The organism is Acinetobacter sp. 1294596 (genome assembly GCF_000582925.1).
Lineage (GTDB): Bacteria > Pseudomonadota > Gammaproteobacteria > Pseudomonadales > Moraxellaceae > Acinetobacter > Acinetobacter radioresistens.
On the sequence record NZ_JFCC01000049.1, the window covers coordinates 1 to 22,084 of the forward strand.

12 protein-coding genes and 1 pseudogene are annotated in these 22,084 nt (G+C 37.3%); 5 read left to right on the top strand and 8 right to left on the bottom strand.

Features of this window, described 5'->3' with window-relative positions:
- The 4 genes from J502_RS16690 to J502_RS13620 all read left to right on the top strand — a co-directional run.
- On the top strand, positions 1–314 hold a 314-nt coding region (locus J502_RS16690), incomplete at its 5' end, for an IS30 family transposase (RefSeq protein WP_128080862.1).
- 119 nt (positions 315–433) lie between these two features.
- On the top strand, positions 434–3,337 hold the full coding sequence (locus J502_RS13610) for a hypothetical protein (RefSeq protein ID WP_155757381.1): 2,904 nt from the start codon (positions 434–436) through the stop codon (positions 3,335–3,337).
- Positions 3,338–3,363: 26 nt separating this feature from the next.
- The gene (locus J502_RS13615) at positions 3,364–4,476 is read left to right on the top strand and encodes a PIN domain-containing protein (protein WP_034684539.1); all 1,113 of its coding nucleotides are present in this window, start codon (positions 3,364–3,366) and stop codon (positions 4,474–4,476) included.
- 1 nt (position 4,477) lies between these two features.
- Positions 4,478–5,437 (top strand): bacteriophage abortive infection AbiH family protein, encoded by a 960-nt coding sequence (locus tag J502_RS13620; protein ID WP_034684557.1) that lies wholly within the window; start codon positions 4,478–4,480, stop codon positions 5,435–5,437.
- A gap of 106 nt (positions 5,438–5,543) precedes the next feature.
- On the opposite strand, the gene J502_RS13625 is transcribed toward J502_RS13620, so the two are convergent.
- From J502_RS13625 to J502_RS13635, 3 genes are all read right to left on the bottom strand, one after another.
- The gene (locus J502_RS13625) at positions 5,544–7,523 is read right to left on the bottom strand and encodes a DUF262 domain-containing protein (RefSeq protein WP_034684541.1); all 1,980 of its coding nucleotides are present in this window, start codon (positions 7,521–7,523) and stop codon (positions 5,544–5,546) included.
- Complete coding sequence (locus J502_RS13630; protein ID WP_081403959.1) at positions 7,516–8,949, bottom strand: DUF262 domain-containing protein; 1,434 nt, start codon at positions 8,947–8,949, stop codon at positions 7,516–7,518. Before J502_RS13630 ends, J502_RS13625 begins: the two co-directional genes overlap by 8 nt.
- 368 nt (positions 8,950–9,317) lie before the next feature.
- On the bottom strand, positions 9,318–10,256 hold the full coding sequence (locus J502_RS13635) for a LysR family transcriptional regulator (protein WP_005014301.1): 939 nt from the start codon (positions 10,254–10,256) through the stop codon (positions 9,318–9,320).
- A 201-nt stretch (positions 10,257–10,457) separates the two neighbouring features.
- Here J502_RS13635 and J502_RS13640 point away from each other — a divergent pair, with 201 nt between their 5' ends.
- A complete protein-coding gene (locus J502_RS13640) occupies positions 10,458–13,937 on the top strand; it encodes an indolepyruvate ferredoxin oxidoreductase family protein (protein WP_034684543.1) in 3,480 nt (1,159 codons plus the stop codon).
- A gap of 336 nt (positions 13,938–14,273) precedes the next feature.
- Here the strand turns inward: J502_RS13640 and J502_RS13645 are convergent.
- The 5 genes and pseudogenes from J502_RS13645 to J502_RS13665 form a co-directional block, all read right to left on the bottom strand.
- Positions 14,274–17,411 (bottom strand): annotated as a pseudogene (locus tag J502_RS13645) (efflux RND transporter permease subunit).
- The gene (locus tag J502_RS13650) at positions 17,401–18,639 is read right to left on the bottom strand and encodes an efflux RND transporter periplasmic adaptor subunit (RefSeq protein WP_034684547.1); all 1,239 of its coding nucleotides are present in this window, start codon (positions 18,637–18,639) and stop codon (positions 17,401–17,403) included. Before J502_RS13650 ends, J502_RS13645 begins: the two are co-directional and overlap by 11 nt.
- Entirely contained in the window at positions 18,640–19,965 is a 1,326-nt protein-coding gene (locus J502_RS13655; protein ID WP_034684550.1) for a TolC family protein, read from the bottom strand.
- Between the two features lie 47 nt (positions 19,966–20,012).
- Entirely contained in the window at positions 20,013–20,423 is a 411-nt protein-coding gene (locus J502_RS13660; RefSeq protein WP_005404089.1) for a cation efflux protein, CzcI-like, read from the bottom strand.
- Between the two features lie 172 nt (positions 20,424–20,595).
- On the bottom strand, positions 20,596–21,864 hold the full coding sequence (locus J502_RS13665) for an MgtC/SapB family protein (protein ID WP_005404090.1): 1,269 nt from the start codon (positions 21,862–21,864) through the stop codon (positions 20,596–20,598).
- Positions 21,865–22,084 lie beyond the last annotated feature (220 nt).

A 22,084-nucleotide genomic window follows, 5' to 3' on the forward strand; every position in this document is an offset into this window, starting at 1 on the left:
CGTTGACCTATGACCGTGGACGCGAGATGGCAGAACATAAAATACTTGAAGAAGATTTAGGCATAGATGTATATTTCTGTGACCCACATTCACCCTGGCAAAAAGGCACATGCGAAAATATGAATGGTTTAATTAGGCAATATTTACCTAAAGGGATTGATTTAAATCAGGCAGATCAGCATTATTTAAATCAAGTTGCCATGTCACTGAATACTCGTCCTAGAAAAGCGTTAGATTGGCTTACACCATTAGAGAAATTTGCTCAGCTTGTTGATTATCATAAGACTTTTCAAACTGTCGCACCTCATGTTTGAATTCGCCCTTTTTCGAGAACTTCTTTCAGCACTTAGCATCCCAAGGAAGTTTCTGTCATCTCCATATACGAAGTTATAGTAATTCCGTAAAAGCCCCTCTATACAACTTATTAGTAGAATTGGGTGACCATATCGTAAAACTTATTGAATATGATGAAGAAATTAAATTTATAGACATATATTCATTATTAAATAGTTTAGATCTTCCTATTCATGAAACTTATAAAGATGAAGGAGAGTTAAACCGATTTAAAAACAATTGGTTTGAGATTTGCTTAACTCTAAATTTAATCATTAATAAAAAAGTTATTAGCCTGTCTAATTTTAAAGGTGTAGAAGAAAAAGAATATTTTAATATTTATTGGTTTATTGAGTGGTATGCAGAACAAAACATTAAGTATTTCGATAATGAGACTATTGAATACTTATTTGAAATTATAGATAAAAAATTTGCTCAAGAAATTCAGGAGACGAATGAAAGATGTGATTATTTTTCAAATTTAGCAAAAATTGCATTACTTCATCAGAAACCAGAATATATCAAGCGATATTCTTATCAATGTTGGGATTTAATTTTAGGTTATGGTTGGCGAAAAGATGTGGGTATTTTTGAAGTACTTGATTCAATTGAGTATCTATCTAAAAAACATCCAAGAGAGGCTCTTTTCTACTTACAGAAAATCTCTTCAGAAGTAACACAAATTTTGGAATATACAGATGGTAAAGAAACTAGACATGCCCTACCACAATATACAAAACTTTTATCTAGCCTCAATTTATCGTGTTTGACTTCTAAGTTTGAATGGGAAGTTAAAAATGGTGATTGGCACAATGCAGAAAATTCTTTTCATCAAATATTAAGTAATTTACCAAACTTGTCGTCTCGTATTTGGGAGTCAATTTGCCGAACTGGGCTTTCACAGGATGATCTATATGCATTACAAAATAATTCAGATATAGAACGTGCGAAAGAGTTAATTAATATCGCATTAGATCACAATGGAATAGAAAATCTTCCTAAAAATATTAAGAAGACTGAAAATTCATCTACAAATGAAATTCCCAATACTATTAGTTATGAGGACTTTCCCTTAGAAAAATTTCCTGATTTTTTGACATGGATTAAGTCAGATTATAAAAACAGAGACCATTTACTACCATGGATGGAATATTGGAAACCCAAAGTAAAAAAATCTGACTTCATTAAATATGTTTGGAATTATATCAAAGATAATGATCTACATAACAAAGATGAAAATTTACTACTTGACCCTATCTATGAAATTGCAAAATCTACTAGGGGGAAAAATTTTGCATTTGACGTTCTTGTTAAAGCCCAATCAAATAAAGGTGGGTGGTTTAATCATTGGTTTGAGTCTACTGAACATACTTTCAAACGTTTAGATATTGTTGCTAAAGAATATAAAGAAAAAGCAGATGATTTCATCCAACTATCTACTCAGAATAACAAGGTCTTAAATACAGGACTTGTGATTCCATCGTGCCGATTAGTTTATCTTCTAATACAACTTGATCGTATAGAAGAAGCAAAATCATTTATTGAAGTAATGATTGAGGTTCTAAAAGAAGAAACTCGGAATTTGAATTTGCAAACACCAAGTTGGAATTGGAACGAGAATTTAGATGAACATGAAATAGCTATAGCGTTACTTGTTACTAGGTTACAGTGGCCGTTCACGAGTATTAAGCAATGGACTGCAAGTGAACTGTCTACTTTGTTAACTGTAAATGACACTCAAAAAATAGTCGAAGCTAGATTATTAGAAAGTTTGAAGTCTAAGAAATTAGAATCTGAAGTTATTGAAATTTTGTGTGTATTTTGGATGGCTTGTCAGAAAGGCTATCATCCAACTATTGTTCTTGGAGAATATATATTTGCAAGATCTTGTTTATCCGATCAATTATTGAAAGCTATAGATTCTAAAACTTGTAACTACGGTTATTACCAAGGAAACTTTGATATTGATTCGGGCTTGATTGAAAGAGAATCTAATTTCAGAAAAAACCTTGGATCTGAATTTCCACTTATGTATTTAAGTACTTGCGAAGATCTCGAAGAAAAATATTGTATTCCCTTGACGGAAGATTTTCAGCATGAATGGAACAAAACATTTATTCATGAGCCTAGGCTTCATGACACATATCAATATTTTTTAGAAAGAGATAACACTGGTCAGTTTTACACATTAAATAGCCATAGAGCCAGATCTGCATATTTAAGAGTATTTGAGGTTGCTAAACTTCGTTATGGAATGCCCGTTGAATATGCTAATTTCTATTCAATAAAAGCTTTGCCACTCGAGACAGCATATTTAAATTTCTTACCATCTAGAGTGATGTGGTTTACAAAGTGGAATTCTCAAGATGAATATAGTATTGAATCTCTTAAAGATTATCTTAGAAAATTAATTCGAGTTTGCAATACATGCAATGAGGGAAAAATTTTAGGGGCTTTGTCATTTCCATTAAAAATTAGCTCTAAATTACAGTTAGATATTACTTGCACGTTAAGAAATGATAAAAGTAAGGCATCTGATAGATCTCAAATTGTTTCTATTGGATTGGGTCTAGAAAAAAAATTAGAGTTTAAATTTCTTGAATCTAGGGACTCCGCTTCTGATAGTTTCCCATTCATAGGAACTGCTTTCCCTCACCATAGGTATGGTCATTGGTCTAGTGAACCAGAATCAAGAGGAATATATATCCCTATCATTCCTGATACAGATATTAAACTTATAGGTCAATCAGATAATAATCTGATCAGATACTTATTAGATGATAAAGAAATTGGTGTATCTGGTTATTGGAATGAAGAATGGAGTCGAACATATCCGTCTAAAATAAAATCTAAATGTGCAACTTACACGTTACTTTCTTCAAAATATTTTCAGCGTTTAGGAAATACAGAAATTGAATGTAAATATGTATTTAATGTGAATATAGTTTCTAAAGAACGTGACTATAGCGATTATCAATTTGAAAAAGTAACATTCGAAATTTAATTATTTGATGAAATTTAGGTTTAACGATGACATTTAATACCGAATTAGAAACACGACTAGTTTTTTTGGATACTTCTGCTTATGAAAACAAGAATTACCAATTCGGGCAACATGCATTAGGACGTCTTCAAGAGCTGATTGAACAGGAAAAAATTCACTTATTAATTACAGATGTTACGATAAGGGAAGTTGAATCACATTTAAAGAAAAAGTCATTATCTGCAGTTGCTAAAATCAAGGAAGTACAAAGAGAGGCAATGTTTCTAAGAAATACACCTGAACTTGATTGTTACGGCATATTTTCCAAGATTGATGGTAATAAAATCTATGATCTGGTACATAAGAAATTTCTAGAATTTTTAGATAATCGGTCTGTAGAAACCATAAGTGTAAGTTCTGTAGATCCAAAACTAATATTTGATGCTTATTTTGAAAATTTGCCACCATTTAATAAAGAATCAAAAAAACATGAGTTCCCTGATGCTTTTGTATTAGAAGCTATAAAAAATATTAGTTTAGCAAGAGGACACTCTGTTTATATTGTGAGCACAGACGGTGATATGCAATCATTTTGTGATAAAGAACCTAATTTTTTACATCTAAGATCGGTAGATGATTTAATTAATTTGATAATTCGCAGTGATAAAGTATATGAAGAGCCAATTAGATTTGCTGATGAAGTATTTGAACTTTTGAAAGAAGAGATAAAAAATCTTGCTTTAAATTATCTTGAAGATGGAGAGTTTATTTATGAAGATGCTGATCCTTATGATGAGGTTATAAACTCAGTCGATATTGAATCGTTGACTATTACAAATAAGACCCTACAGACAGTGAATCCCGAATGGGCAGAATATATTGTAGATTTTGAAGTGATAGTTACAGCCGATTATCGTTTTTCAGATTATGATCGTTCCCCTTGGGATCATGAAGAAAAACAATATGTATTCGTACTTGATAATGAATCAGTCATTAGACATAAACAAATTTATACTGCCAATTTAATACTAGCTTACGATGATGGGCTAAAAGAAAAAGCATATATCAGTGAGTTGTACTTTGAGCAACCTTACTTTGAGCTAACTAATGAGAATTCAGAAACACTTTCCTTTAAAGAACTAGATGTTAATGGTGAATAAAATGAAGCTATATATAATTGGTAATGGTTTTGATATTTATCATGGACTTGATACTCAATATTCATCTTTTGGTCTTTATCTTAAAAAAAATTACCGAGCAGTATACGAGCTTTTGTTAGAGCACTATGGTTTTACAGATTTAGATCCTAAAAACGCTTCTTCAATTTCAGATCCTTTATGGTCAGACTTTGAGTCCAATATGGCTGGACTAAATATAGATTCTGTTCTTGAAGCAAATACAGATTTTATGTCAGACTATGCTTCTGATACTTTTAGAGATAGAGATCGTTATTCATTTCAAATTGAAATGGAAAAAACTCTAAATCACTTGACAACAGATTTATATAAAGCTTTTAAAGAATTTATATTGGCTGTTGATTTCTCAGGTCTTAGTAAAGATAAAATTATCAATTTAGACAAAGATGCAACTTATTTAACATTTAACTATACTGATACCCTTGCTAAATACTACAAAATTTCAAATGATAACGTCTTATTTATACATGAAAAAGCTGAAAATGATGATCAAAATCTGATTCTTGGTCATGGTATTGATCCCGACAGCTTTAAAGATAATCCAGTTGAACCACCTATAGGATTAGATGAAGAAGGACTTGAGGATTGGAATAATTATCAGGCTGAAAAATACGATTATTCTTTTGAACTTGGTAAACAAACTATTAACGAATACTTTTCAAAAACCTTTAAAAGTACAGAAACAATCATTAAAAAATACAAAGATTTTTTTTCAAATCTTACTAATATCAGCGAAGTTTACATTCTTGGCCATTCTATGGCAGAAGTTGATTTGCCTTATTTTGAAGAATTAGTTAAATCTATTAAACCTGATGCAAAATGGACAGCAACTTTTTATTCTCCTGATGAGAAGCAACACCATTTTGAAGTTCTGAAAGGGCTTGGAATATCAAACATATCAATTGTTACTTTGCAAGAAATCTAAGTTAAAACTTGTGTTAGTTAATTATGCACAAAAAGATGGTTATGTATCCCTAAAATTTGTTCGCTAATTAACTCTTAGTCCAATGTATAGGTGCTACATCAAATAGTTATATATAAACGTCTTCATTAAATTTAGTGGAATTCAATAACAAGCTCAACATTTCTTGACTATGTTGTTGAATCGCCCTTTCTTCCCAATCTTCATTTCCATTTAGGAAATTTATCATCTCAAGAAGTTTCAAACTATCTATTTTTTGATTCTTTAATGCACCTGAAAAATGAGCAACTTTTGCTTTAGGTGGAAAATTACTCAAACGAGAATTTTTGCTATGGCTAATCAAACATAAATTTCCAAAGTCATGTAACCAATCACTTTCCATTTTTGGGTGACCACCCATTGGATGTTGCGGATAAAAATGCTCGACTGAACTACGGAATGTAAATTCAAATTCTTTAATCACATGGGATTTATTCTTATTGTTACGCCATAAAAGATAATCTAGATAATTGAAAATAAAATTATTTTCAATATTTCCAAAACAGAGTTTATTTGTATCAATTTTATTCTTAGTCATATTTTTTGGTGAAGACTTAAAGTTAGTCTCATATATCATCTCATAATATGGCTTACCTTCATCCTTTGCCAAAAAACGCTCGAATACAAACCTCTTAGCTAAATTAGTTAAATATTTTAAATAAGCTTCTGCCTCTACTTCCTCTTGATAATAAAGAAAGTAAAGTGCAGCATTTAACCAATGTTTATATACCAATGTAGGAGTGGATACATGAAATGCAGATAAAAGCATAAGAATTTGACGATTAATACCATCATATTCATTTTTATCATCATTAAAGCTATTACTAAAACCAACACTCTTTTTTGAATACCATTTGAGACGTTTTAAACTCCATGTATCCTCACCTTTTAGGTATTCACGTTTAATAATGAATTGATCAAATAAATACTTACACTTGAATAAAGCAAATACAAAATCTTGCACAGCTTCAATATTGTTTTCAATATTTAAAAGATAATCTTCAAATTCAGTAATTAAATGTTTGTCGTCTAAGGAAATGTCTTGTTCTGTGTAAACTTTTAATACATGCAATAAAAAATTAGAAAAGTTGATAACACTATTGAATCTATCAGGTGCATCATCGTTGTTATTAGCCTGTATTTTACTGGGACGTATTGGCTTACTTAAAACCGTCAATAATGATCTACCTGAGCCTTGTTCGCTATTCATTTCTAAATTTTCACACAGCTCAGCAAAATCATTTATAGAAAACGTCCCCCAATCATTTTCACCAAATAGACAATGTCGTTCCTCTGGGCTGAAGCCATACTGTACATAACGTTCCATATTAGCGCATGCCTCCCATATTTTCTGCAGTGCATGGATACTAGTTTCTTTTTCTCCATCATCTTCTATTTCATTAAGCACCTTCATCATTTTGGCTTTGAGGACTTCATGTTTCTCCAACTGTTCTCCTCTGTTGTTCATTGCTTCGAAATAATGATTGAGATCTGTATCCTGAGGCACTTCAACACGCATAATATGTACATGGTTAAATAGGTATGTGGAAAATTTTCTAAGATCAAGAGGTTTTAAAGAAGCTAGTTTCTTTTGAATTAACGTATAGCCGTTAAGAATCGCTTCATTATATTGTTCAGTATTTAAATGATGTAGTGCGGTACGCTGGCTTAGCGCATTAAATGTATTGGTGGATTTAGGGCGACTGTCAAAATTGATATTTAGCTTTTGATACCAAGCCATACTAGGGAAACGAGCTTTTGTAGTCAGAGATAATTCCAAATTTTTTAAATATAATGCTAGAAGTGATAGTGTTGTAAAGCGCTGCTGACCATCTATCACCTCCAATGTACCATCTTGACGCTTATATACCACTAATGTACCAATATAATAGCGTTGATGTTGTTTCTCCTGGTAGTCTTTTACATCCTCTATTAGTTGATTAATCTCACCTTCTTCCCATGCATAATTACGTTGGTACATAGGAATGACATAATTATTTTCATCACTTAATAACTGCTTGATTGAGAATTCGTGTAATGCCTTATTCATAATAATTCATTCCTTTAAACAGTTTTACTAACATGTCTTGATTAGCATTTCCCTTACGCTCGTTATTCTTATTATCTGCATCCGTTAATGAACGCAGGTGAAGAGTCAATACATCAGAAGGTGACACAGCATCTTTAATCACACGAAAAATATTATGCTTAAGTACATGATTATCTATTGTCGCAAGCTGTACAGTTTGCTGCTTGATGCGTAATTGATAAGCCCAAATAAAAATTTTCTCGATAGCATTAGACAGTTCTGCTGTACCGAACTTATCAATATAAAAAATAAGGCTACAATCAAAGATAGCTCTGACATATTTATCCCCAGTACGATTTCGATCAGGATAATGATTTAAATCTTTTAAAATTTTCTGAGCTTGTTTGCTCAACTCCACACCCCAGAATCTCTTACTATTTCGATGTTCAGTCTGAACAATAGCCTGTACTTGTTTCTGATAATGAGATGCCATCTCAAAAAATCGACGACCATTAATAATCATTTGGTCAAGATGAAATGGAAAAGTTTTCTGCTGTTTATCGATTTTTCGATGATATTGAACGTTGTAATCATCTATATAATGATGTGCTATAAGCAATGATTCGACATAGGGGAATTGTGTAATTTGATCAATATTAATTCCTTTGAATACACTAATTTCATTTTTACCAAAATAACGTGCGGAATAACCCGAAGACCAACGACGAATACGGTAGAGATATGCAGCGAACAGAGTTGTAAGTTCATGACTTTCTAAATCTTCCCAGTCCGCCACAGTAGAGGCTTTTAATGCTTGTTCATGATCACCAAATTCACGCAAATGATAGGCTTTGAGTAAGTCATGTGGCTCTAGATCACGTCCACGAGAGTTCTGCGAATCAAAAAATTGAAAGGCTTCTGATATATCATTTAATGTAAATGATACAAATTCACAACGATTTAATAAAAAATCGATATGCTGTTCAGTGAAGTCACTGCGGCTCACTAATCGTTTAATTTCCTGAAAATTATCATACAAGTTACGTTGGCTAATTTCGCTTTTAAAAGTTTGGTTTTCCATAAAATCAGCTAATGGTTTTGCTAGATCATTTAGCTGATCTGTCAAATCTTGTCTTTCAAGCTCAGACAATCGCTCCTCAATTAAGGCATAAATAGTTAGCATTAAGGTCAAGGTGCGTTGTTGACCATCTACAATATTTAAAACCTCAGTTTCTTTATTATCACAATGAAAAACCAAAGTCCCTAAACGATAGGCTGACTGCTCTTTATGCGATTGAATATCTTGAAAGAGTTGATGAATGTTACGCACTGTCCATTTATAAGGGCGCTGATATACAGGTATGGTTAAACCATCAACTTGTACTAGCTGGCTAACTTTTAGAATGTTCTTCTTTAAAACTTGAATTTTAAGTTCTCCAGGTTTCACTTAATACTTTATAAACAATTAGTTATTTGGTCATTTTATCTAGATTGACACAACTCTCATAGACAAATTTTCTCAAAATTTCATGAAATGAACTGATAAAAATCATAGGTTCATGAATCAAATTTGATTTCTTATCGAGATTTTTTAAATAAAGTAATGAAATTTATAAATAATTTTTAATATTAACCTATGAACTAGACTTTAGATGAACATAAGTTAAATAGGATATCTGAGACTGTAGCCTGCACATGTTATAGCATGGTCCATAGTATTTCGTACATTTATAAAGATAGCTGACTGTTTTATAAATTGTTTATCACAGAACCCTTCTGATTTTATATCTTAATAATTTTGACAGTGAATCAGAGTTATAAAAAATATTCTGTATCATTCTGAATCTTAGGCGAAATATGCTGATCGACCCACCTTAACCATGCTCTTGTTTTAGCATCAATAAAATGACGTGATGGTAATAAGGTATAAACACCAATATCAGGTGATCTCCAGTCTGCTAAAACGCGACATAATCGTCCAGTACGTACAGCTTCGATAACAGTAAAAGTTGGAAGCAAAGCAATACCCATGTCTTGCTGTACCATATCCAGTAATAATTCTGGCGTGTCTGCAATTAATGGCCCTGTAATATCGACTTGGTATGAACAACTATTTTTACTGATGAGATGCCATTGCGGTGTAATAGATGGGTTCACCAATCTTAAGCAGGCATGCTTTTGCAGGTCATCTAATGATTCTGGTTCACCGTATTTTTTTAAATAGGCCGGTGATGCACAAAGTAATGAAAATATTGTCCCAATTTGACGAGCAACAAATCTTGAGTCAGTCAATGATTCCGTAAGATATAAACTTACATCAATTCCTTTACCTAACAGGTCTGGCACATTCTGTGAAGTACGGTACTCAACCGTAAGCTTTGGATGGTTTTGACAGAACTCCGCCATTACTGGTGATATATAATGATGTCCGAAGCTTCCCATGCTCAAAACACGTAACCTCCCCTGCGGTTCGGTTGCCATTCCCATTGCCTGAGTTTCAGCTTCTTCTACCATCGCAAGTACTTGCCGGCACTGTTCTGCATAACTTGCACCAATATCGGTTAATGCGTGTTGCCTCGTAGATCTCTGTAGTAATTTTGTGCCTAAACGCCCTTCTAACTCGCTAATAAGTCGGGACACTTGCGCTGTTGTAAGCTCCATCTGCTCTGCAGCAGCCGTAAAACTCCCACTATCAATGACTTTTAGAAAAGCATGCATTGCATGTAGCAATCCACCATCAAGATTTTTGCGCATAACGTAAATATCTTTTTCTTAATTACGCATTGTTGCACCAGTATGGATCAACCACAATGACATTAATGTACATACATTAATCAGTTCCATTGTTTTAATTGAACTGATCAATCCTTTTTTAAGTATGTCATTTACTCCAAATATTCAACCGGATGTTGAACATAAAGTAGCTTGAACTACAAGATTCTAAGGAGACATAAAATGAATATATCTACAAAATTTACTCCAAATAAGATTTTAACTAAGGACGTATCACTTGAAGACAAATATCTAAGTGATAACGGTACTGCTTACATGACAGGTATTCAGGCATTGGTGCGTTTACCACTCGCGCAAACACGGCGGGATACTTTAAACGGTTATCATACTGCTGGTTTTATATCTGGTTATCGTGGTTCCCCTTTAGGGAATTATGACAATTTTCTCTGGCAGGCTGAAAATATACTTAAAGACCATCATGTTGTTTTTCAGCCTGGTGTAAATGAAGATCTAGCTGCTACTGCAATTTGGGGTACGCAACAAGCCAATCTCGCAGGTCAAGGTAAATATGACGGGGTAACCGCCTGGTGGTATGGCAAAGGCCCTGGGGTAGATCGTTCTGGAGATGTACTCCGTCATGCCAATCTTGCAGGAACATCAGAGCAAGGTGGCGTGGTTGCCTTCTTTGGAGATGATCACTCTTGTAAATCTTCTAGTATTCCACACCAGTCAGAACATGTCATGATTGGTTGTGGCATTCCAATTTTTTATCCTACTTCAATACAACATATTCTTGATTTAGGTGCTCATGCGGTAGCAATGTCACGCTTTGCAGGTGTATGGACTTCGATGAAATTAGTCAGTGAAATCGTCGAAACCTCTGCTTCTGTTCATGTTAATTTAGATCGGGTCATTCCTGTATTACCCAAAAATGTTCAAATGCCTGAAGATGGCGTAAATATTCGTTGGCCAGATCACGGCATTCAGCAAGAAGAACGTCTTTATAAATATCGCTTACCCGCTGTGTTGGCTTATGCGCGTGAAAATGAACTGAATCAGGTGACATGGCATTGTCCTGATGCCCGTATTGGTATTGTAGCAAGTGGTAAAGGTTATTTAGATACAATTGAAGCGTTACGTATTCTAGGAATTGAAGGTCAGACAGCCCAACAGCTCGGACTGAGAGTATACCAAGTTGCGCTGATTTGGCCCCTGGAGCCTCAAGGTCTTCGTGAATTTGCCGAAGGTTTAGAGGAACTTATCGTTGTAGAAGAAAAACGCTCTATCCTGGAAGCACAAATTAAAGACGAGCTATATGCACTTCCAGATGCCAAACGCCCTCGTGTCATCGGTAAAGCCTGTGATGGAAAGGGTGAATGGAGTACATCTATTAATGAAGCGCCTTTGATTGGTCATTATGAATTTCAGCCTGAACCTATTGCCAAAATGCTGGCAGCTCGATTCTTGAAACTGGAGATTCCAGAAACCTTAAAAACACAAATCCAAAACAGAGTTGAGCTGTTAGAAAAAGCAGAACAGGAATCACGCCGTGTTCTTGATATTGCAGAACGCAAACCTTTCTTCTGTAGTGGCTGCCCTCATAATTCATCAACCGCATTACCAGAAGGTAGCCGTGCATTAGGGGGAATTGGTTGTCATTTTATTGCTGTTTCACTGGATCGTGGTACAGAGACCTTCTCGCAGATGGGTGGTGAAGGTGTGAGTTGGGCTGGCGCCTCTCATTTCACCAACGAAAAGCATATTTTTGCTAATCTGGGAGATGGAACTTATTTCCATTCAGGTTATCTTGCAATACGTCAAGCTATTGCTGCAAAACTCAATATTACCTACAAGATTCTCTATAACGATGCAGTAGCAATGACTGGCGGGCAGCATGTCGATGGTCATCTTAGCGTGGCGCAGTTAACACGACAACTTGATGCTGAGGGAATCAAAAAACAAGTGATTGTTACAGATGAACCTGAGCTGATTCATACAGAAGAAGGTATTGCGCCTCACGTAGAAATTTACCACAGAAATGAGTTGGATGATGTTCAACGCAAATTACGTGAAATTTCAGGCGTTACGGCGCTAATTTATGTTCAAACTTGTGCCAGTGAAAAACGCCGCCGCCGTAAACGCAACGCTTATCCGGATATTGCAGAGCGAGTCTTTATCAATACTGATATTTGCGAAGGCTGTGGTGACTGTTCCAGAAAATCTAACTGCTTATCTGTTGAACCCGTTGAAACAGCGTTAGGAACGAAACGACAAATCAATCAGAGTAGCTGTAATAAAGACTTCTCCTGTGTAGAAGGTTTCTGTCCAAGTTTTGTGACAGTCCATACTCGCGATATGAAACGCCCGGAAATATTCAAAGGTATAGAAGCTGGCTGGCCTGAGAAGCCAATTCTTCCTGAACTCGATCAACAACCAGTACGTATAATGGTCGGTGGTGTTGGTGGTACAGGTGTGGTTACCGCAGGCGCTTTACTTGGAATGGCTGCTCATTTGGAGGGTAAAGCTGCACGTATTATGGATATGGCGGGACTGGCTCAGAAAGGGGGGACGGGTTATTTTTACGTACAGCTCGCTACAGAAGATGATCAAATCTCTTCTACCAAGATCCCTGCTAGTCAATGTGATCTTTTAATCGGTGCAGATCCTATTGTCGCAGGTAGCAATGTAGCACTTTCTCGCTTAAAGGCCGAGGCTATGGTAATAGTCAATGAAGATGGTTCCCCTACGTATGATTTCCTTGAGTCTCGTGACTGGTATGCTCCTATTACTGACTTGATTAATCGGCTGCGTAATCGCACTACACAAGGAAAACTCGTATCTTTGCCCGTAACACGTATTGCTACACTAGTGCTGGGTGATGCAATCTTTGCAAATCAGATACTACTTGGAATGGCCTGGCAATCAGGTCAGATCCCGTTAAATCGTGAAAGTATTGAAAAGGCCATCTATCTTAATGCCACTGCAGCTGAAAAAAATCTTGAAGCTTTCCGCATCGGTTGTCATCTGATGAGTGACCCTGACTTAGCAAAACGCATTATTGCAACCATAACAGTAACGAATAAACCAGCTACATTGGCTGAATTAGTTGAAGACCGCTCTTCTCGCCTTGTCGAGTACTGGAATCAGGATTATGCAGCCCAGTATCGGGCACTTGTGGAACAGGCTGCCAAAGTCTTACCAGAAGACCTGACTGGAACAATAGCGACTCAGCTATATAGAGTCATGGCATATAAAGATGAATACGAAGTTGCACGCTTACTCACAGGAAAAAGTTTTAAACAGTCTATTGAAGCGCAGTTTGGTCAAGGTCTACGTTTAACTTATCATTTAGCACCTCCAGCTTTGGGGGCTCATGGTACTATACGCAAACGTGCTTTCGGATATTGGATGCGCATTCCAATGATGATTCTTGGACGACTGCAGTGGCTTCGGGAAACGTTCCTTGATCCCTTTGCGTTACAGCAAGAACGACAAAAAGAACAGGCTTGGCGTGATCGTTATATCACATTTGTGAAATCCATTACTTCTGCACCTGAAAATTATGATTTATCTGTTGCTCAGCAAATCGCTAATTTACCTGCAGATGTACGGGGTTTTGGCCCTGTCAAAATGCAAGCAATGGAAACAGCAATACAACGTTGGGATGAGCTTTCATTAAGTCTTCATAGAGCTGATCAATAAACAGGATCAGTGTATATAGTAGCTGAAACAGGATTAAACCCAGACTTAAATCTTGCTGTACCTGTCCAGCTACTTAATTAAGCTATACAGAAATAAATCTCATGGCTTATTTAATACATAGCCCCTATTTCACCATTCAGCATTTTTTTATATATAAGTCTTTTCATGTGAATTCGTTCTACTCTCTGAGGATTATTATTCTGAATAGTAATTAAAGCTTAGACCTACTTCTCCTGAAGTCACTTATTATATATTTACACTTTTGAAATTTTTCTACTATAAAATTACCTTTAAAAGAAAGCCTTTGAACAGTCAAAGGCTTTCATAAGACTCATTTTACCTCTGAGGACTATTCACCCATCTATAGAGAATAGGCAACAGTACAAGTGTGAGCAAGGTAGACGATATAATTCCACCGATGACTACAGTTGCAAGGGGCCTTTGTACTTCAGCACCTGTACCTGTAGCAAGCGCCATAGGAACAAAGCCCAGTGATGCCACGCAAGCCGTCATTAATACAGGACGCAATCGTAAAATCGCCCCCTGCCATACTGCTTCATGCAAGTTGTACTTCAAGCGTAACTCTTTAATAAACGTCAGCATTACCAGACCATTCAGTACAGCCACACCAGATAAAGCAATAAATCCAATCCCTGCTGACATGGATAATGGAATATCTCTCAGCCAGAGAAATAGAACTCCTCCCGTCAATGCAAAAGGAACTCCTGTAAATACCAGAAGACTGTCTTTCATATTATGAAAAACTGCCATCAATAAAATAAAAATCGTAATTAGAGCCAATGGAATAACAATTTGCATACGGGTTTTAGCTGAAGCCAGATTTTCAAACTGGCCACCATATTCTATCCAGTAGCCACTTGGTAAATCATAGGTTTTAAGCTGTGTCTGCAAGTCACTAATAAATGAGCCCAAGTCTCGCCCTTCAACGTTGGCAGTGATAACCATACGGCGTTTACCGTTCTCACGACTTACCTGATTGATACCTTCAATACTGGCAACTTTTGCGACATCAGACAATATAATACTGCCGCCATTTGGGAGTCGTATTGGCAATTGGGACACATCAGCCACATTTCTGTCCTGATCTCTTAAACGAATAACGAAATCAAAACGGCGGTCTCCTTCCAGAATTTCTCCAACCTGCTGTCCGCCAATGGCTGTAGCTACCACATCTTGAATAGATTTAACACTTAAGCCATATTGCGAAGCTAAAAACTTATCAACCTCAACATTGAGTAAAGGCAAACCTGAGGTTTGTTCAACCTTTACCGCACTGCTTCCTGTGACCTGCTGAATAATTTTGGCAATTTTAGCAGCCTCGCCATTAAGAACTTGCATATCATCACCAAAAATCTTGACTCCTACATCGCTACGTACCCCTGAAATTAACTCATTAAAACGCAGCTCAATCGGTTGAGAAAATTCACTGTTATTCCCCGGAATTGTTGCAAGGTAACTTTCCATCCGGGATCGGAGCTCATCAATGCTCTCTTTAGGGTTAGGCCATTTTTCATGTGGTTTAAGCATGATATAGCCATCAGAAATATTAGGTGGCATGACATCTGTTGCGACTTCAGCGGTGCCGGTACGTGCAAATACTGTTTTAATTTCAGGGAAATTCTTTAATAAAAGCTTCTCTGTGTTTTCCTGCATACGTAAAGATTCTTCTAATCCTGTACTAGGAGAACGTAATTGTTGTACGGCGAAATCACCTTCACCAAGCTGTGGCGCAAACTCACTCCCAAGTTTAGTAGTTAAAACACCTGTAACCACCAGAAGACAAATAGCAAATGTTAAGACTACTGCTTTATATTCATAAGCAACATTTAAAGTCTTTTCATAAGATTTCTTGAGCGAAGTCATCCAGCCACTTTCAGTTTCGCGAATATCTCCTTTAACCCATAAAGCGACTGCAGCAGGGACAAAAGTTATAGACAGAATCATTGCAGCGATAAGTGCCAGAACTACAGTCAAAGCCATCGGATGAAACATTTTCGCTTCTATACCACTTAAAGCAAAAATTGGTAAATACACCACTAAAATAATAAGCTGCCCGAAAATCAGGGGACGTCGTGCCTGTCGAGCAGCTAAAAATACCTCTTTAAATCGCTCGCTTTGCGTTAATGGACGTTTAAGTAAATGCTGTGCATGGGCCAGACGGCGTATACAGTTTTCAACAATTACCACTGCACCATCAACAATAATTCCAAAATCTAGTGCCCCCAGACTCATCAAATTAGCACTAATATTTTTTTGTGCCATTCCTGTTAAGGTAAATAGCATGGAGAGCGGAATAACGCAGGCGGTAATCAGAGCTGCCCGTATGTTTCCCAAAAATAAGAATAGTATAACGATAACAAGTACCGCTCCCTCAACCAGATTTTTCTGTACAGTTTTAATTGCTTTTTCAACCAGAGACGTACGGTCATAGACCGTTTCTATAAATACTCCCTTGGGTAAACTGTTTTAAATATTCCGGATTTTGGCATCTACCGCTTTAGAAACAGTCCGGCTATTTTCTCCCATTGCCATCATGGCAATTCCCAGAACAGTTTCTTCACCATTATAGGTTGCACCGCCTGTTCTTAGATCATGTCCTATGGAAACTTGCGCAATGTCACTGACCCGAATGGCACGACCACTGGAACTGGTGACTAAAGTATTCTCAATATCTGAAATGTTGTTGAGTGTGCCAGGAATACGGACTGTAAGTTGCTGTCCATTATCTTCAATATATCCTGCTCCTCTATTTTCATTATTTTGGTTTAGAGCCTGCTGTAGCTGTTCTAAAGAGATATTAAGCTGTTGCATGTAGTTGAAGTCAGGTGATACCACATAGTTTTTTTCAAAACCGCCAATACTGTTTACTTCAGCCACACCTTGTACACGCTGCAGCTGAGGCCGAACTACCCAATCCTGAATTTCACGTAAATCCATAGCGGTATAAGCAGTTCCATCAGATTTTTTCGCCTTTGGCCCTGCTCTTAGTACCCACTGATAAATTTCTCCAAGCCCTGTAGAAACAGGTGACATGATTGGACTGGTTTGTGCCGGTAACTCTGCCTGAATCTCTTGTATTCGCTGGTTAATCTGCTGACGTGCCCAATAAATATCGGTACCATCTTCAAATACAATGGTAACTTGAGACAGTCCATAGCGGGAAATAGAACGGGTTAATTCAAGGTCAGGAATTCCGGCCATTGCATTTTCAATGGGATAAGTAATACGTTGTTCTACTTCAAGTGCAGTAAACCCATTTGCCTGGGTATTAATCTGTACTTGGGTGTTCGTAATATCTGGTACTGCATCAATAGGTAACTTTTGATAACTGTAAATTCCAACCGCAATCCAGATACAGGCAAACAGCATGACCCATATAGCATGTTGAATAGAGAACTGGATAATACGTTCAAACAGGCCTTCTGCTCTTGGCAGTTCAGAGTTAGTGTTCATGACCGGCCTCATCTTTTTCCAGTTCAGACTTCAGCAGAAAACTACCTTCACTAATATACTTCTCGCCGTTAGCAAGCCCGGAAATTCCCTCAAGCCACTCCCCGTCACCTGAGGCTTGGCCCAATTTCACCTGTTGAGCCTTTAGATGAACCTGTCCTTTTTCTTCAGACTGCAAAATAAAAACGGTATCTTCACCTTCAATACGTTGTACGGCTGCTTTTTTTACCCGAAGAGACGTTTTAGCAGCAGGCTTGGCCATCAAAACACTTACTAATACATTAGGACGTAAACTGGCAGACTGCGTATCAAGCTTGGCACGGACTATTAGCCGCCCTGTCTGACTGTCTGCCTGCGAGGTTAAACTTTGTATTCGTGCGGTGTAGGTCTGCTCTGTACCCATTAGTTTAAATAAAACTTTCTGTCCGGCTTGTATGGGTCCTGCGTATTGAGCGGGTAAAGTAAACTCAAGCCATAAATTATTGAGCTGTTCAATGACAAAAATTTGATCAGCTAACTGGACATTTTCACCTACTACAATATCTTTCTGACTGATGACACCAGAAATCGGTGCCCGAATAACAAAACGCCCATGAGTATTACTACTTGCCCCCAAAGCGTTTAAGCGTGCCTGTGAGGCTTGTACAGCAAGCTGTGCCTGACGGTACGCATTTTCAGCACGCTGATAATCCTGTTTGGCTGAAATACCCTGTGTCCAGAGTTGCTGTTCACGTTGATAGTCTTGTTTGGCAAGCTGAAGATTTGCCTGTGCCATACGTAAATTTGCCTGCTGATCAATCAGTTCAGGAACCAAAAGCACGGCTAGAGTTTGTCCTTTTTGAACACTTTGCCCTAAAGACACCTTTACTTGCTCAACATGACCACTGAAACTCGGCGATACATGGGCTTGCTGGTCAGTATTTACGACCAGTTTACCTGGCAACAGAGTAACCTCTTCCACTGGGCCTGTAGTTACTATGGCGACTTTTAGACCCTGTTCAGCCATTTGACGGGCTGTCAGTTTTATCTCGCCTTCCTTTTCCTTAACATGCTCTTCTGTCGCATGAGCCTCATCCTTGACGTCTCCGGTATGTTCATTCTCATGTCCATGTTCAGCAGTTCTCGTTTCCTGCTTATTTAACCAGATGATCAGGCTGACCAGTACGGTTAGTGCAATCAGAATTGCAATCATGAGAGGCTGGGATAATTTTCCATATTGTTTCAAGTTCATTTATCGTGTCCCCTCATTAATTAAATTCTGTAATGTTTCAGTCGCATTTTGATTTAGTTGTATGTAAGCATCAGAACGGCTGATTTCTTCATAGCTTGTTCCAATACTTAGAGCTTCAGCACCAAGTGCGCTTTGCCAGGCTTGCCGTAATGTCTGTAACATTGCCAAACGTAGACTGTGCAGCTGTGAAGTCGCCTGCTGGACATCTGTAATTGACAATTTACCTGCCTTAAAGCCCTGTAAGGTCCTGCTCTGGACTTTTTCAGCCAAGTCAATTTGACTTGTGATCAGTTCATATTGATTCCGTAAAGCCTTGAGTTGATGCATGCTATTTGCAATATCAAGTATTTGCTGTTTTAGTTCACGCTGCTGCTGTTGATTCAGCAAGATCTGCTGCTGTTGCGCAATAGGGATGGCATATTGCTGACGGTCGAAAAGATTAAGGGGAAGATCGACCCCCAGTGTTAACGCCGTCTCATTATTTTCATCAGGAGACCTTGTACGGTTCATCCCTACATTTAAGGCGGGTTGTGGGCGAGCTTGAACTTTTAAACGTTCAATCCGGTAATTGGACTGCCGGATATTTAAAGCATAAAGTTTTTCTAGCCATCCTTCAGAAATATAATGCTGTACTGTCTGATTACTCTGATCTGGCCAAGGAATAGAAGTTTCAGTTAAATCAATTTGTGCATGGGTTTCACCCCATAAATTTGAGAGTTGACGCCCTGCCGACTGCTGATTTAATACAGCCTGCTGATAAAGCCGTTCCATTTCTAACGCTTCAATCTGAGCCCGCTCATAATCAACCAGAGCAATGCTTCCTGCCTGATAGCGCTTCTGGGCACTCTCTAAATTAGCTTTACTTACTCTAAGCTGCGATGCATACACAGTACGTTCCGTTTCTGCAATTGTTAACTGTGACCATGCATATCTGACAATTAATTGGCTTTGTGCATTCCATAACTGTTGTTGCAATTGCAACTGCTGACCTGATGTATTGGCTATGGCCTGGCTAAGCTTGCGCTGACCAAAAATATCTAAGGGCTGGCGAATACCGAGGCTGAATTCCTGCTCCTGATCTGAACCGAATCCTGACTGTTCAACCGTTAGGCTCGGATTTTGCCATAATTGGCTTTGGCGAATATTTAAATCAGAAATTTGTGCATAATGCCGAGCTACTTCAGCTTGTACATGATATCTCTGTACTTTGGCATACGCAGATTCAAAATTGCTAATATTTTCAGCATAACTATATGATGGCACAACAACTGTAAATAGACAGGCCATCAGAGCATGACGTAATAACGTCCTTGACTGTAAAGACATGATTTTTCCCACTTAATTAAATTTAGAAGTGGTGAGAATGTTTTAGGCTACCCCACCATAAGCGGGGAAAATTCGGGAGGTGGACTTTGCTGAAACAGGTCAGGTGCCTGATAGCTGTTCTTCCAGTGAAACTCTGGAATGACATGAGTTTCAAAAACTGGAATTAAAACCGAGATTTTTTCATTTTGCACAATCAGATGCGTCATGGAAGGCAGATGATCCTGATGATCTTCACCAAGCTTTAAATTATTATTCTTTATGTCTTTATGATCTGATTGGGTATCATGCTTATGCTGGCGGTCATTACTGATACATAGGGTATTTTGATGATGGCCAAAATGATAACTCTGCTGTACTAAAGTTTGCTCTTCATGGACGCAAAAGGCCGCTGCCATGTTCCAAAGACTTTGGAACATGAACAATCCAACCAAGACTGTAATCCATGTGGTAGACCGCATACGGTACTTTAACGAATTAAATTGCTTGTTATTATAGAGAGTATGTGTTGGCTAGCAAGTTCTATGTAGTTCTTATTGAGAATCGGCTCATTTGAACGATATTTTTAATAAATTTACCTGTTTTGGTAAAACTTCAAAAATACTTCAGAGATCTGGATTTTAAATTATGCTTTCAGATTAAGATTTGATGAAAGTAAATAATCAGCATTATAACGACCGCCATATGAACAACTTGCACAGGTGCAAAATATAAAAAAAACTTCCAGCCACCGGTTAGAAAGGCATTAATACTTTTTGAAAGTGCATGTGCAGCCAAACCAATGACAACTGCATAAATCAGAGTCAGATTAGCTGGGTTTCCTTGTACTACCACCCCGGCCATAGCAGCATGAACTTCAAATAGTGAAGCTAGAAAAGTGCTCAAGATTAAGCCTTTATCTCCTAATATAAGATTTGCTCCATAAATTCCGGCCTGAATGAGAGTGAGGCTAATTGCAATAATGACGGCTTCCTTGAGACTAAACATGCGGTCATCTGCTTGGTTAACTTGATTTACTAAACGGATATCTGAATGATTTGACCGGTACATGAATAAGCCTGTAGCAGCACATAGTATGCTTATCCCAGCCAGACTTGGGACAAAAAGCAGTTTGAACCACATTAAACTTACACCTGAGACAATCAGCAGTAATTGCAGCAAAGTCGCTACACATGACATCAGAGCAGCACCGGCATTCACTTTGGCAATGGCTTCTCCGGAGCGGACTTGCATGCCAAGACTGGCAATAGTGGCAGTACTAGAGACAAAACCTGAAGCTAGAGCAGATAAAATCAGTGCTTTGTCATTTGATAAAATACGTTTTGCCACATGTGCCATAGATTGCACAATAAGGATTAAAACCAGTAATTTTAAAATGACATATGGGCTTAGCACTGAACCCCATAGGGGTTTATTTGGCATGATCGGTAAAGCGATCAAAATGAGGGCCAGTAAAAGGAGTCCATCCCGGAGTTCATAATCTCGAATGGTTTTTCCAGCAAAGCGATGAAGGCTGGTTTTCCCCATTAAAATAAGGGTAAGCAATACTGCCATACTGGCTGCTAATGGGATATTCCAGACACACGCCGCCCCAATAAGGTAGGTCATTAAAAAAGCCAGTTCAGTGGTGGAACCAATATCTTCTTTTTGTTGAGATAAACTATACAGGCAGAACAGGCTTACGGCTATTGCCCCCACTACTCCAACATACGGGTGTATAACAAAACACAAAGCCCCCAATAAGGCGCTGATCGTAAAAGACCTTAATCCCGCGAAACTTTGTTCATTGCGGGTATTTTTATTACGTTCCCGCTCTAGCCCGATTAAAAGACCACATCCTAATGCAGACAATATAATTGTGAGAAGTTCTTGAAAAGTTAGACTTTGCAAAAGAATATTCAAATGCCTTTCCTTTTATCAGTTCATATTTATCTTTATAAGATATTATTATTAAAAAGTAACCAGTTTAAAATACATAACTAATTTAACCAATAAAAGTATAATATTATCGAATGAGAAAAACTCAGAATCCCCAATAAATAATTAATTTCATTATTCTCGTCTTTATAAAAATTTCAGTTTTTAGTAAAAAGACCAAGCAACTATAAAAGATTTTTAGATT

Excerpts from the sequence above, each read along its gene's own strand:
- J502_RS13615 (WP_034684539.1), top strand. The coding sequence starts at position 3,364 with ATGACATTTAATACCGAATTAGAAACACGACTAGTTTTTTTGGATACT.
- J502_RS13620 (WP_034684557.1), top strand. The coding sequence starts at position 4,478 with ATGAAGCTATATATAATTGGTAATGGTTTTGATATTTATCATGGACTT.
- J502_RS13625 (WP_034684541.1), bottom strand. The coding sequence starts at position 7,523 with ATGAATAAGGCATTACACGAATTCTCAATCAAGCAGTTATTAAGTGAT.
- J502_RS13635 (WP_005014301.1), bottom strand. The coding sequence starts at position 10,256 with ATGCGCAAAAATCTTGATGGTGGATTGCTACATGCAATGCATGCTTTT.
- J502_RS13640 (WP_034684543.1), top strand. The coding sequence starts at position 10,458 with ATGAATATATCTACAAAATTTACTCCAAATAAGATTTTAACTAAGGAC.
- J502_RS13650 (WP_034684547.1), bottom strand. The coding sequence starts at position 18,639 with ATGAACTTGAAACAATATGGAAAATTATCCCAGCCTCTCATGATTGCA.
- J502_RS13655 (WP_034684550.1), bottom strand. The coding sequence starts at position 19,965 with ATGTCTTTACAGTCAAGGACGTTATTACGTCATGCTCTGATGGCCTGT.
- J502_RS13660 (WP_005404089.1), bottom strand. The coding sequence starts at position 20,423 with ATGCGGTCTACCACATGGATTACAGTCTTGGTTGGATTGTTCATGTTC.